At 72.8% G+C, this 12,137-nt stretch carries 12 protein-coding genes; 6 read left to right on the top strand and 6 right to left on the bottom strand.

Annotated features, from left to right (window positions below; genetic code table 11):
• Nucleotides 1-44: 44 nt before the first annotated feature.
• The 4 genes from C6Y14_RS39115 to C6Y14_RS39130 form a co-directional block, all read right to left on the bottom strand.
• The gene (locus C6Y14_RS39115) at nucleotides 45-833 is read right to left on the bottom strand and encodes an SAM-dependent methyltransferase (RefSeq protein WP_107021666.1); all 789 of its coding nucleotides are present in this window, start codon (nucleotides 831-833) and stop codon (nucleotides 45-47) included.
• A gap of 66 nt (nucleotides 834-899) precedes the next feature.
• Entirely contained in the window at nucleotides 900-1,583 is a 684-nt protein-coding gene (locus C6Y14_RS39120; RefSeq protein ID WP_107021667.1) for a phosphatase PAP2 family protein, read from the bottom strand.
• Nucleotides 1,584-1,651: 68 nt separating this feature from the next.
• The gene (locus C6Y14_RS39125; protein WP_107021668.1) at nucleotides 1,652-2,584 is read right to left on the bottom strand and encodes a M56 family metallopeptidase; all 933 of its coding nucleotides are present in this window, start codon (nucleotides 2,582-2,584) and stop codon (nucleotides 1,652-1,654) included.
• Nucleotides 2,585-2,742: 158 nt separating this feature from the next.
• On the bottom strand, nucleotides 2,743-3,297 hold the full coding sequence (locus C6Y14_RS39130; protein ID WP_107021669.1) for a DUF5134 domain-containing protein: 555 nt from the start codon (nucleotides 3,295-3,297) through the stop codon (nucleotides 2,743-2,745).
• A gap of 193 nt (nucleotides 3,298-3,490) precedes the next feature.
• Between C6Y14_RS39130 and C6Y14_RS39135 the strand changes: the two genes are divergently transcribed.
• Both C6Y14_RS39135 and C6Y14_RS39140 read left to right on the top strand, forming a co-directional pair.
• Entirely contained in the window at nucleotides 3,491-5,275 is a 1,785-nt protein-coding gene (locus C6Y14_RS39135; protein ID WP_159074398.1) for an FUSC family protein, read from the top strand.
• On the top strand, nucleotides 5,272-5,820 hold the full coding sequence (locus tag C6Y14_RS39140) for a MarR family winged helix-turn-helix transcriptional regulator (protein ID WP_199855020.1): 549 nt from the start codon (nucleotides 5,272-5,274) through the stop codon (nucleotides 5,818-5,820). Before C6Y14_RS39135 ends, C6Y14_RS39140 begins: the two co-directional genes overlap by 4 nt.
• 410 nt (nucleotides 5,821-6,230) lie before the next feature.
• On the opposite strand, the gene C6Y14_RS39145 is transcribed toward C6Y14_RS39140, so the two are convergent.
• On the bottom strand, nucleotides 6,231-7,295 hold the full coding sequence (locus C6Y14_RS39145; RefSeq protein WP_225891505.1) for a LacI family DNA-binding transcriptional regulator: 1,065 nt from the start codon (nucleotides 7,293-7,295) through the stop codon (nucleotides 6,231-6,233).
• 123 nt (nucleotides 7,296-7,418) lie between these two features.
• On the opposite strand from C6Y14_RS39145, the gene C6Y14_RS39150 reads away from it, so the two are divergent.
• On the top strand, nucleotides 7,419-8,837 hold the full coding sequence (locus C6Y14_RS39150) for an endo-1,4-beta-xylanase (RefSeq protein WP_225891506.1): 1,419 nt from the start codon (nucleotides 7,419-7,421) through the stop codon (nucleotides 8,835-8,837).
• Nucleotides 8,838-8,907: 70 nt separating this feature from the next.
• Here C6Y14_RS39150 and C6Y14_RS39155 read toward each other — a convergent pair whose 3' ends face one another.
• Nucleotides 8,908-9,978, bottom strand: a complete 1,071-nt coding sequence (locus tag C6Y14_RS39155; protein WP_107021671.1) for a Ppx/GppA phosphatase family protein — start codon at nucleotides 9,976-9,978, stop codon at nucleotides 8,908-8,910.
• Nucleotides 9,979-10,072: 94 nt separating this feature from the next.
• Between C6Y14_RS39155 and C6Y14_RS39160 the strand changes: the two genes are divergently transcribed.
• The 3 genes from C6Y14_RS39160 to C6Y14_RS39170 all read left to right on the top strand — a co-directional run bounded on the left by C6Y14_RS39160 (nucleotide 10,073) and on the right by C6Y14_RS39170 (nucleotide 11,916).
• On the top strand, nucleotides 10,073-10,456 hold the full coding sequence (locus C6Y14_RS39160) for a DUF6479 family protein (protein ID WP_107021672.1): 384 nt from the start codon (nucleotides 10,073-10,075) through the stop codon (nucleotides 10,454-10,456).
• A 100-nt stretch (nucleotides 10,457-10,556) separates the two neighbouring features.
• Nucleotides 10,557-11,522, top strand: a complete 966-nt coding sequence (locus C6Y14_RS39165) for an LLM class F420-dependent oxidoreductase (RefSeq protein WP_107021673.1) — start codon at nucleotides 10,557-10,559, stop codon at nucleotides 11,520-11,522.
• A gap of 22 nt (nucleotides 11,523-11,544) precedes the next feature.
• The gene (locus C6Y14_RS39170; protein WP_107021674.1) at nucleotides 11,545-11,916 is read left to right on the top strand and encodes a VOC family protein; all 372 of its coding nucleotides are present in this window, start codon (nucleotides 11,545-11,547) and stop codon (nucleotides 11,914-11,916) included.
• The last annotated feature ends 221 nt before the right edge of the window (nucleotides 11,917-12,137 follow it).

Consider the following 12,137-nt stretch of genomic DNA (forward strand, 5'->3'; position numbering starts at 1 on the left):
TCTCGTCCGGTTCGTACCGACCGCCCGTGCCCCAGGCCCCGCGGTCAAGAGACGCGGGCCACACCCGTGTAGATGCCGCTGCCCTCGGCGTCCTGCACCTTGCCCGAGGCGTCCCACTCCGTCGCCGTCACCAGGCCCGGCGCCACGAGTTCGAGTCCTTCGAAGAAGCGCTCCACCTCCGCGCGGGTGCGGAAACCGAGCTGGATACCGCCCTTGGCGTACTCGGCGGTGACCTGCGCCGCCAGTTCCGGATACAGGTCGGAGGCGGCGTGCGACAGCACCAGATAGCTGCCCGACGGCAGCGTGGCGACCAGGTCGCGGACGATGGAGTGGGCGTCCTGCTCGTCGGGGATGAAGTGCATCAGTGCGATCAGCGACAGCGCGATGGGACGGCTGAAGTCCAGGACGCGCCGGGCGTGTTCGACGATCGCCTCCGGCTGCCGCACATCGGCCTCGATGTAGTCGGTGACCCCGCCGGGACGGCTGACCAGCAGCGCCTCGGCGTGACGCAGCACGATCGGGTCGTTGTCGGTGTAGACGACCTTCGCCGTCGGCACGATCTCCTGGACGATCTGGTGGAGGTTGGGCTCGGTGGGGATACCCGTGCCGATGTCCAGGAACTGGTCGACGCCCTGGGTGGCGAGCCAGGCGGCGGCCCGGTGCATGAACTGCCGGTTCTGCCGGGCCGCGTCCTTCGCCTCGGGCGGCAGCTTCTCGCCCACCGCCTCGTCGACCGGATAGTTGTCCTTGCCGCCCAGCAGCCAGTCATAGACACGCGCGGGGTGCGCCTTGTCGGTAACGATCTGCGAGTACCGCTGTGGGCCGGTCGACATGACAAGCAACTCCATCGCGCCAATGAACGGGTTGGATCAACTATTCGATCACGTATGGGGAGTACATCATGTGCTTCGCGCGTCGGGGAAGCACCGGGCGTACGAGACCATCGCCAGTGCCACCGTCAACGCGCCCAGGAGCCAGCCGCCGAGCACGTCCGTCGACCAGTGCACGCCCAGCCAGATCCGGGTGAACCCCACACCGGCGACGGACACCACCGCCACGGCCGCGGCGATACGCCACAGGACGCGTCCGGCGCCGTACAGGCGCAGGACCCACAGCAGCAGGCCGCACGCCACCATGGCGGTCATCGCGTGCCCGGAGGGGAAGGCGGCGAAGTGGGCGGAGTCCACCGGGTCGGGCCAGACGGGGCGGTCGCGGTCGACGGCCGCCTTGATGCCCTGCGAGAGGAGCGCGGCGAGGAGGCAGGACGCCGTCAGCCACAGCGCGAGCCACCACGCTCCGTGGTGCAGCACCAGCCAGAGGACGGTGACGGCGATCAGGGCCCGCATCGTCCAGGGGTCCCACACCCAGTCGGTGAGGATGCGGAACGCCTGGGTCAGGCCGGGGTCGTCGACCGCCCAGCGGTGGGTGGTGCGGGCGATGTCGCCGTCCAGGGCCATGAGCGGGTCCCAGGAGGCCGTGACAAGGACGATCAGCAGCACGGTGGGCAGAGCGAGAGCCGTGGCAACGCGCAGGGCGATCCCGGGGCCGGTCGCGTGGGGCGGCGAGTCGACGGGAGAGTGCATACGCCGATCCTCGCCGAAGGACGGGGTCCGAGGCGAACCCGGGGGTTTCCCGCGCGTTCCGCTCCCGTTTACCCGAGCGCCCGCAGCCCCGGCCCGAAAGCCACCAGGACCGGGATCACCGGCACCAGCGCCGCCGCGGCGGTGAGCTTCAGCCGGCGGGTGGGCGGCAGGCGGTCCGGAGGAGTGAGCAGCCGGTGGACCCGCTGCGGAACATGCGCCTGCGGGGTCGGACAGGGGCCGAACACGCCGCGGTCCTCGTTGAGTTCCACCAGCGCGAGAGCGGTCGTCAGCCGGCCGAACCGACGTGACGCCATGTCGTCGGCGGCGAGCTCCACCAGCCGGTGCATCTCGTCGCGGAACGCAGCGAACACCGGGACCTGCGGAAAACCGCCCGCCAGCGCCGCCGAGGAGTGCAGCAGCCAGTTGTGCCTGGCGCGCGCGTGGCCCTGCTCATGGGCGAGCACGGCGTCCAGCTGCTGTCCCTTGAGGCGGCGCAACGCGGCGGTGGTGATGACCAGTCGGGGTGCGGCGCCGGGCAGCCACCAGGCGTCGGGGCGTTCCCCCTCCAGGACGACCAGCCGCTCACCACCCGGCTCCTCCCCGGGCAACAGCGGTGCGCGTACGACGAGTTCGGCGCGGCGCCGACGGCGCCGGGCCGCGGCCCGGCCGATCTCACGGGCCAGCATGGCCGCGGTCCACACCCCGCCGAGCGCCAGCGTCACCGCCGTCGCCGCGGCCCAGGGCCCTCCGGTGAGCGCGTAGGCCTCCACCACGGCGTGCGGGGCGGGGGCGAAGAGCCTGCCACGCACCGCCTGCCAGGCGGCGGCCGCGCTGAGTGCCATCGACAGCGCGCAGCAGAGCAGGACGGCCACCACCACGCACTGCCACGCCCACAGGGCGACCACCGGTTCGCGGTCCTGCCATCGCGCCCGCGCGAGCAGCCGCGGAGCGAGAACGGCGGCCAGGGCGCCGAGCAGCAACAGCGCTGCGGGGACCATCATGGACGCAGCCTATGAGCGGGGCGGCGCCGCCGGATACGACTGGTCGCGGCAAGTGACGCAGACCACGGTTCCGTACAGCCGCGAATCCCCTCAGAGGGTGCCGTCAGGGGCGCGCGCGGGTGGCGGCTGCGGCTGGTGCGTGCCCACGGTGAGTGTCCTCAGAGGGTGAGAAGCATCGCCAGCATTCCCATGCCCATGGAGAGCCGGCACGCCCGCGCCAGCTCCAGCCGGTCGCCCCAGCCGGGCGCACCCGGACCTCCCGCCGGAGCTCCCGCCGGGCCGTCGGCCGCCGCGACGGGTATGAGCCGCGTCCCGGTCCACAGCACGTACGCCGTGAAGTACACGAGCAGTACCCCGGTCAGGACGGGGATCCCCGCGTGCGCCCCACCGGCCATCATCGCGGCCATGTAGACCATGGCGAAGGCACCCACCAGGTGGTGCAGATGGTGGGCGCTGCTCCGCGCCGCCCACAGGGCGTGCAGGGCGGCCGCCCCGAACACGGCCGCGCAGACGACCCAGGCCCAGCGCGGTGGCGCCAGTACCGCCGCGGGCACGGCCATCGCGGCCATGCCGAATCCCATCAGCGCCTCGCCGCCCGCGGTGCGGCGCTGCTCCTCGACCCTGCTGCGCATACGCAGCAGGCAGTAGGCCCCGGTCGCCGTGCACAGCGCGACGAGCAGCCAGCCGGACGGTCCCGCCCCCGGTCCGTGCACCGCGCACCTCCCCGCTCGACCTCGACGGTGTTCGGACAGTCCGGTCGAAGTGATGCCCCGGCCGGACGGGACACAAGCGGAGGCAAGCGGGCGCAACGGCGTACGGGGGGAGCGTGCGGGGGTGCGCGGCGGGCCGGAGCCGCGATACCGGCCATTATCTTTTACGAGTAAAACACCTGCTAACCTTATGGGTATGAGCAGTGTCCGTCCCCGCCATCGCGCCACCCCCGTCCGCCGCCTGCCCCTCGCGGGCGTCCTGCGCCTCAACCGCCCCTCCGACATCTGGTTCAAGCCCGCGCTGAGCGTGGTCGTCGCCGTCGGTGTGCCGAACCTGACACTGCTGGCGCTCGGCCGCCTGGACCTCGCCCTGTACTCCATGGCCGGCTCGCTCTGCGCCCTCTACGCCCACAACCTGCCGTACGCGGCCCGCAGCCGCGCCCTCGCCCAGGTCGTCCTCGGCATGCTCGCCTCCGTCGCGATCGCCCTGGTCACAGCGTCGCTCACGTCCTCCGCCGTGGTCCTGGTCGCGGTCGGCGCGCTGCTCGCCGCCGCACACAAGGCGGTGAGCGACCTGACGCGGATCGGACCGCCCGGACCGGTCATCTTCACCTTCATCAGCTCCGCCTCCCTCTTCGCGCCCCAGACACTCGGCCAGGTCCCCGGCCATCTCGCCCTCGCCGCCGGGGCGGGCGCCTGGGCCTGGCTCGTCGGTATGGCGCCGGGCCTTCTGCGCCCGCACGGCCCCGAGCGCCGGGCCACGGCCCGCGCGCTGAACGCGGCCGCCGGGTTCGTGGACGCGTACGAGGCGGGGGCCACCTCCGGCGTGCGCGACGAGGCGGGCCACGAGCGGGCCCGTGCCGCCGGTGCGGCCACCGCTGCCGCCGCCGTGCACGCGGCCTGGCAGTCGCTGCTCGCCACCGGCGCGCGCCCGGAGCCCCGCCGCGCCCTCGAACGGCTCGTCGTGCGGGCCGAGGTCGCGCTGGCGGCCCCCGCCGACACGGATGCCGCCCGGCTGCGCACCTGGGCGCGCGACCTGCGCGGCACGAACCCCGTACCCCGGGTGGCGTCCGGGGAGGACGCCGACGAACTGCTCGGCGTGGAGACAGAGCTGCGGGAGACCGGACCGGCGGCCCGGATGAGCGGAAAGGGCGGGAAGGCCGGACGGAGCGGGAACAGGTGGTGGACGTGGAACGACAGAATGAGCCCCCTCCTCCCGCTCGCCCTGCGCACCGCACTCGGGTGCGCCCTCGCCGGTTACGTGTCCCTGGCGCTCGGCGTCGGCCGCCCGTACTGGGCGCTGGTCACCGCCGCCTCGCTCTACCAGGCGAACCTCACGCTGACCTGGAGCAGGGGCGTCCAGCGCGTCGTCGGCAACCTCGTCGGCGTCCTCCTCTTCGCGGCCGTCGCCCCGCTCGCCCACCTCGGCCCCACCGCCCTGGTCCTGTGCTGCCTCGCCTTCAACTTCGGCGCGGAAGCACTGATCACCCGCAACTACTGGCTCGGCAGCATCTGCGTGACCCCGATGGCACTGCTGATCACCGAGTTCACGGGCTTCCAGGAACCCGGCGGGCTGATGACGGACCGCGTCGTGGACACGCTGGTCGGCGCGGTCGTCGGTTTCGTGGCCGCGGTGGCCGTCACCAACCGGCGCGCCGCGGACCGTATCGAAACCGCTCTCGACACCGTGGAGTACGCACGCGAGCACGCGGCACGGCTGATCGCCGCCGAACGGCCCGGGTCCGGCACCGGTGCCGGACCCGCTGCCGGACCCGCAACCGGCGCCCTGGAGGCCGCCCGCCGGCGCCTGGCCGCCGCGCTCGTGGAGCTGCGCGCCACGGCCGACGCGGCGGCCGGCGAATGGTGGCAGCGCGCCCTGCCGCAGGAGCGCATGATGCTGGCGGAACAGGCCGGACACCGTACGCTCGCGGCGACGGTACGACGGCAGGGACCGCACGTTCTGGAGGACGCAGAGGCATGACGGCAGCGAACGGTCGGAGGACGGTCGGAGCCGACGCCGCCGGGGGCGACACTGTCGCCGCGGTGGTCCGGCAGTGGCGGGCGGTCCACCCCGAGCTGGACACCGGGCCCATGGAGGTCATCGGCCGTATCAACCGGTGCGCCGCGCTCCTGCAGCAGGCCGAGGACGCGCCGCTGCGGCACGCCGGACTCACCCGCCCCGAGTTCGACCTCCTCGGCGCGCTGCGTCGCACGGGCCTCGAACTGACACCCGGCGAGCTGGCCAGGGAGACCTTCTCCTCCGGCGCGGCCGTCACCAAGCGGCTCAAGCAGCTGACCGAGCGCGGTCTCGTCGAGCGGCGCGGCGACGCCAGGGACCGCCGCGTGGCCCATGTCCGCCTCACGGACACCGGCCGCACCCTCGTGGACGGCATCCTCCCCGAGCAACTCGCATACGAGACAACGGTCCTGTCCGGCCTGGAAACCACCGACCAGCGCGAACTCGCGACCCTCCTCGGCGCCCTACTGCTCCAACTGGAGGGCCGCCTGAACACCACACGCTCCTGAGCGGCGCCGACCTGGCCGCGGTCGAGACCGAAAGGGGGCTGTAAACCGCCCCCGACAGCGGGCGCGTTCCGGAGCGCGGGCCGGTGGGGGTTGGCCGCGCAGTTCCCCGCGCCCCTGGGCGGTGCTTTCGTGGGCGTGGTTGAGGGTTGGGAGGGGGTTCGGCGTCCCGCTCCGGCAGCCGGCATGATTCGGAGTGCCGCCCGGTGGGGTCAAGGGGCGCGGGGAACGGCGCCACCCGCCCCCTCCGGCCCGCACTTCGAACCGTGCCGGGTGCCGGCGCAGGGGGCGCCGCCCCCGCCCTCGGTCGCACCGCAGTCGGCCAGGCGCCCCTCAAGGGGCGCGGGGAACTGCGCGGCCAGCCCCCACCGGTCCGCACTCCGAAACGAACCTCGCCCCGGAGGGGCCGCACCTCAAGCGAACCCCCGCCCCGGAGGGGCCGTGCTGGATCGTACGATCAGGTCCGTGGCCAGTTCCACCCGGGGCGAGTCGAGCGGCTCGCCCCGGGTGAGCCGAAGGACCGTGCGGACCGCCAGCTTCCCCATCTCCGCGAGCGGCTGACGGACAGTCGTGAGCGGCGGAGCGGACCACCGGACTTCCGGAAGGTCGTCGAAACCCACCACACTCATGTCCTCCGGCACCCGCAGCCCCCGCCGCCGCAGCGCCTCGACCGCCCCCATCGCCATCTGGTCGCTCGCCGCGAAGAGCGCGGTCGGCGGCCGGTCCAGGTCCAGGAGAGCGGCGCACCCGGTGAATCCGGACTCGGGATAGAAGTCGCCCGGCACGATCAGCGACTCGTCGATGGGGATCCCCGCCCGGTCGAGCGCCGCACGGTACCCGTCAAGGCGGGCCCGCGAGCAGAGCAGCCGCGGCGGCCCCGCCACGAACCCGATCCTGCGATGACCGAGCCCCACCAGATGTTCGGTGGCGGCCATCCCGCCGGCCCAGTTGGTGACCCCCACCGTGGGCGCGTCGAGCGCGGGCGAGCCCGCCGGATCGACCACCACGAGCGGCACCCCGAGCCGTCGCAACTCGTCGTGCAGTACGGGTTCCAGGACGGACGTCACCAGGATCACGCCGTCCGAGGCGCGCGCCCGCAGGTTCGTCATCCACCGGCGCGCGTCCCCCGAGCGTCCATGGATCGCGGAGACGACCGTCCCGACGCCCCCAGCGTGCGCGACCTCCTCCACGCCCCGGATGATCTCCACCGCCCAGGGACTGTCGAGGTCGTCGAAGACCAGGTCGATCAGCGCGGCCCGCACCCGCGCCCCGGGCGGCCGCCAGCGGTAGCCGTGCAGGTGCAGCAGGTCCTCCACCCGCGCACGCGTACCCGGCGCCACGTCCGACCGCCCGTTGACCACCCGCGACACGGTCGGTACGGACACTCCGGCCTCCCGGGCGATCTCCGTGATCGTGACCCTGCCCCGCCGCTGGCGAGCCCCACCGCCCACGGCGTCCCCGGTGTCCTCCTCGGTCAACTGCCCCACCTCCGTTGACGGTCACCCCGTACGCCTCTACCGTTCCGGACGCACTCTCGAAACTTTGCAGAGGTCTTCCGGAAATTCCGGAAGCGACGTGAAGCCATCATGAGAGGGACGTCCATGAAGCCCCAGAGCTTACGGAGAGCTGCGTCCGCATTCCTGGCCGCGGCCTCGCTCGTGATCGGGGGAGCCACCTCCGGTCACGCCGCCACCGGCCCCGAACCGGCCGCCACGGAGCGGCAGGCCGCCGCCGAGCCCGTACTGAGGGATCTCGCCGCCGCCAAGGGCATCTACTACGGGACGGCCGTCACGGCCTCCAAGCTCAACGGCACCTACGGCACGATCACCGGCGAGCAGTTCGACTCCATCACGCCGGGCAACGAGATGAAGTGGGGCTCGGTCGAGGCGACCCGTGGCAGTTTCACCTGGTCCGGCGCCGACGCCGTGGTCGCCTTCGCCGAGGCGCACGCCCAGAAGGTCCGCGGCCACACACTCGTCTGGCACAGCCAGCTGCCCAACTGGGTCAGCAACGGCTCCTGGACCGCCGACACCCTGCGGACCGTGATGACCGACCACATCGCCACCGAGGCCGGCCGCTACCAGGGCCGCATCGACCACTGGGACGTCGTCAACGAGCCGTTCAACGAGGACGGTACGCGCAGGCAGTCGGTCTTCCAGACGGCGATCGGCGACTCGTACATCGCCGACGCGCTGCGGGCCGCCCGCGCCGCCGACCCGGCCGCGAAGCTGTACGTCAACGACTACAACGTGGAGGGCGTCAACGCGAAGAGCACCGCGCTCTACAACCTCGTCAAGTCGCTCAAGGAGCAGGGCGTCCCGATCGACGGTGTGGGACTGCAGGCCCACCTGATCCTCGGCCAGGTGCCGTCCACGCTCCAGGCCAACATCCAGCGCTTCGCCGACCTCGGCGTGGACGTCGCGATCACCGAACTCGACATCCGTATGACCGTCCCGCCCACGACCGCCCAACTCGCCCAGCAGAAGGCCGAGTACAAGGCCGTCACCGCCGCCTGTGCCGCCGTGGCGCGCTGCGAGGGCGTCACCGTCTGGGGCTTCACGGACTCCGACTCATGGATCCCGGACGTGTTCACCGGGTACGGCGCGGCGACCCCGTACGACGAGAACTTCCAGCCCAAGCCCGCCTACTACGGCATCGCCGAGGCGCTCGGCTGGGTCGACGACGGCACGCCCGAACCGGTGGGCGCCTGCGTGGTCACCTACGCCGTGCAGAGCCAGTGGAACACCGGCTTCACCGCGCAGGTGACGCTCAGGAACACGAGCACCACCGCCGTCAACGGCTGGCGGCTGGCGTGGACCTGGCCCGCCGGGCAGAGCGTGACGCAGGCGTGGAACGCGACCGTCACCCAGTCCGGCTCCGCCGTCACCGCCGCCAACGCGAGCTACAACGCGGCCGTCCCACCGGGCGCGGCCGTCACGTTCGGCTTCAACGGCTCCTGGTCCGGCGGCAACACCGCACCGACGGCCTTCACCCTCAACGGGACGGCCTGCACCACGTAGAGGGCCGCGCGGCGGGAACGCCGGTCACCACCCCGGGCGTCGACGGTCGTCACCGGGGCGTCGACGGTCGTCAGCCCGGGCGTCGAATCGAGGCCGACGAGGCCGGCGCGGCGGACGCGGACTTCGGCTCGGCGCCGTGCAGGGGGCGGAGCACCAGCGGCGTCGCGCCCCGCGCCGCGCCCTCCTGGGCCTCCAGGCCGTACGAGTCCCACCACTCGGAGTTGCCGTCCTCGATACAGCGCAGCAGCACCCCTTCGCGGAGCGCCCAGGGGCAGATGGTCACCTCGTCGATGCCCATCAGCTTCATCGTGGTGTGCGCGACGATCGCTCCGGCCAGGGACTGCCCGGAACGCGCGAGGGAGATACCGGGCAGGAGGGCGCGCTCCGCGGCCGGCAGCGCCGCCAGCTGGTCCACGGCCCTGCCCAGGTCGGAGCGGGTCATGGTCCGGGTGGTGAAGGGTCCTGACCGGCCGGGAGCGGCGCCGCACAGGCGGCCGAGCTGCTGGAACATCCGTGAGGTGACGACCGCCGTCCGCGGTGCCTCCCACCGGATACGGGCCGCGACATCGCGCAGCTGATGGCGTACGTGCCGACGCAGCAGCCGGGTCCGCTGCGGCGACGGCGGGTCCTGGCCGCGGAAGAACTCCCTGGTGAGCCGGTTGGCGCCCAGGGGAAGCGCGATGGCGAAGTCGGGCAGCCTGCTCCGGCCGAAGGCGACCTCGAACGAACCGCCGCCGATGTCGAGCAGGGCCAGCGGTCCGGCGCGCCAGCCCATCCAGCGCCGGGCGGCCAGGAAGGTCAGCTCGGCCTCCACCTCGCCGGGCAGCACATGCAGCGGCACCCCGGCCTCGGCGGCGATCCGGCCGAGGATCTCGTCGCGGTTCGGGGCGTCCCGCACGATCGCGGTGGCGAACGCGAACGGCTGGCCCACCCCCCACCGCCTGCCCTCCGCGCGGGTGTCCCTGACCGCTTCCACCAGCCGGTCCACCTGTTCCGTCGGCAGATGGCCGCCCCGTTCCACATGGGCGGAGAGGCGCAGCTGACGCTTGGCGGTGTGCACGGGAAGCGGAACAGCTCCATCCGTTTCCGCGATCACAAGTCGCACCGTGTTCGAGCCGACGTCGAGTACACCCATTCGCATCCCTTCCCCGTACCCCCGGCGGCCCCCGGCACACCGCGACACACGTACCGATCCCGCCTTGTTTGGGTTGTTCTGTCCGGGTACTCGCACGTTCATGGAGAGCTTCGGCAGGGACGCAGCGATCCCGCACGAGGTCGTGGCCGGTTCGGCGCCCTTCGTCGTGGGACCCCTCGTGGTGGGACTTCTGGTCACGGCCATGCTGGTCGTCGCGGTGTGGTGGGGCATGCGGGTGCGCAGCCGTGAGCCCGGTCCGCCGCGCCCCGAGGACCAGCCCCGGCTGCCCGAGGGCGGCGCGGTCCACGAGATCTCGGAGATGCGTGAGCCCGACGAGATGCCGCACGACGGCAGCGTGCTCACTCCGCACGAGCTGCGCTCCTCGGGAAACGTGTCCACGCGGCGGGCGAGGGACCAGAAGCGGCGCCGGTGGAGCCGGAACAGCAGCGGCGGCTTCGGGAGCGGTGGCCTCGGCAGCCACTGAACGGCGTCCATCGCGGTGAGTGGATCCGTCGAGTACGGGCACCCGGGTGCCGCCCGCGGCGAGAACGTTTCGGGTCACCCCGACCGGCTACTAGGAACGTATGGTGCAAATCGGATACACGATGATGACCGAACAGGCCGGCCCCCGTGAGCTCGTACAGCACGTGGTGGCCGCCGAAAGGGCGGGCTTCGACTTCTCGGTCACGTCCGACCACTACTTCCCCTGGCTGGCCGAGCAGGGGCACGCGCCGTACGCGTGGAGCGTGCTGGGGGCCGCCGCGCAGGCCACGTCCACGATCCCCCTCATGACCTACGTGACCTGTCCGACGACCCGCTACCACCCGGCGGTCGTCGCCCAGAAGGCCGCCACCACGCAGCTGCTCGCCGAGGGCCGCTTCCGGCTCGGGCTCGGCTCCGGCGAGAACCTCAACGAGCACGTGGTGGGCGGCGGTTGGCCCGCCGCGCACGTACGCCTCGACATGCTGGAAGAGGCCATCGAGATCATCCGCGCGCTGTTCGAGGGCAAGAACGTGAACCACCACGGCACGCACTTCGACGTGGAGAACGCCAAGCTCTTCGATCTGCCGGACGAGCCGACACCCATCGGTGTCGCCGTCTCGGGCGAGCGCTCCTGCGCCCTGGCGGGCCGGCTGGCCGACCTGGTGATCGCCACCGAGCCGAAGGCCGAACTGATCGAGTCCTTCGACCGGCACGGCGGCAGCGGCAAGCCCAGGGTGGGCCAGCTGCCCGTCTGCTTCGACACGGACAAGGACGCCGCCGTGGCGCGGGCGCACGAGCAGTTCCGCTGGTCGCTCGGGGGCTGGCCGGTCAACTCCGAACTGCCGGGTCCGGCGGCCTTCGACTCGGCCACGCAGTTCGTCCGGCCCGAGGACGTCGCCGGGAGCGTCCCGTGCGGCGACGACGTGGAGGCCTTCGTCGACGCCGTCCGCCCCTACGCCGAGGCGGGGTTCACCGAGGTCGCCCTCGTCCAGATCGGGGGAGACCACCAGTTCCCCTTCGTGGAGTGGGCCGAGAAGAAGCTGCTGCCCGCGCTGAGGGATCTGTGAACTCCGAAGTGAAGGGATCACCATGGCCATCGCCACGTACGCCCTCGTAGCACTCGACTGCCCGGATCCGCCCGCGCTGGCGGAGTTCTACGCGGGCGTCCTGGGCGGCGAGGTGAAGCGGTACAGCGACGACTGGTACGACCTCTACGCCCCCGGCGGTCACCGCGTCTCCTTCCAGCGGGCCCCGGACCACCGCCCGCCGGACTGGCCGAGCGCCGACGGCGACTCCCAGCAGCTGCACCTGGACTTCGACGTGCCGGACCTCGACGAGGCCGAGGCCCAGGTGCTGGCCCTCGGCGCCACCCCGCTCGACCTGGACGACGAGGGCGGCCGCCGCGGCTTCCGCGTGTACGCGGACCCGGCGGGCCACCCGTTCTGCCTCTGCCGCCAGTGACACCGGACCGACCGACGAACGAACGCCGAGCCACCACCACCTCCGCCGGCCACCACCTCCGCCGACTGCGTCCGCCGAGCGCTGGCCGGCGCCGACCGCCGTCGTCCGCGACCGACCGCTGCGGCGACTGACCGCCGGCCGCGAGCACCCGGCGCTGACGGCCCGGCCCGGCACCGGCCGCGCGGCCGGTGCCGGGCCTGCCGGGCCTGCCGGGCCTGCCG

Origin of the sequence: Streptomyces dioscori (assembly GCF_003024195.1) — a bacterium.
Taxonomy (GTDB): domain Bacteria; phylum Actinomycetota; class Actinomycetes; order Streptomycetales; family Streptomycetaceae; genus Streptomyces; species Streptomyces dioscori.

Excerpts from the sequence above, each read along its gene's own strand:
- C6Y14_RS39125 (WP_107021668.1), bottom strand. The coding sequence starts at position 2,584 with ATGATGGTCCCCGCAGCGCTGTTGCTGCTCGGCGCCCTGGCCGCCGTT.
- C6Y14_RS39115 (WP_107021666.1), bottom strand. The coding sequence starts at position 833 with ATGTCGACCGGCCCACAGCGGTACTCGCAGATCGTTACCGACAAGGCG.
- C6Y14_RS39150 (WP_225891506.1), top strand. The coding sequence starts at position 7,419 with ATGAAGCCCCAGAGCTTACGGAGAGCTGCGTCCGCATTCCTGGCCGCG.
- C6Y14_RS39120 (WP_107021667.1), bottom strand. The coding sequence starts at position 1,583 with ATGCACTCTCCCGTCGACTCGCCGCCCCACGCGACCGGCCCCGGGATC.
- C6Y14_RS39155 (WP_107021671.1), bottom strand. The coding sequence starts at position 9,978 with ATGCGAATGGGTGTACTCGACGTCGGCTCGAACACGGTGCGACTTGTG.
- C6Y14_RS39135 (WP_159074398.1), top strand. The coding sequence starts at position 3,491 with ATGAGCAGTGTCCGTCCCCGCCATCGCGCCACCCCCGTCCGCCGCCTG.
- C6Y14_RS39140 (WP_199855020.1), top strand. The coding sequence starts at position 5,272 with ATGACGGCAGCGAACGGTCGGAGGACGGTCGGAGCCGACGCCGCCGGG.
- C6Y14_RS39170 (WP_107021674.1), top strand. The coding sequence starts at position 11,545 with ATGGCCATCGCCACGTACGCCCTCGTAGCACTCGACTGCCCGGATCCG.
- C6Y14_RS39160 (WP_107021672.1), top strand. The coding sequence starts at position 10,073 with ATGGAGAGCTTCGGCAGGGACGCAGCGATCCCGCACGAGGTCGTGGCC.
- C6Y14_RS39165 (WP_107021673.1), top strand. The coding sequence starts at position 10,557 with ATGGTGCAAATCGGATACACGATGATGACCGAACAGGCCGGCCCCCGT.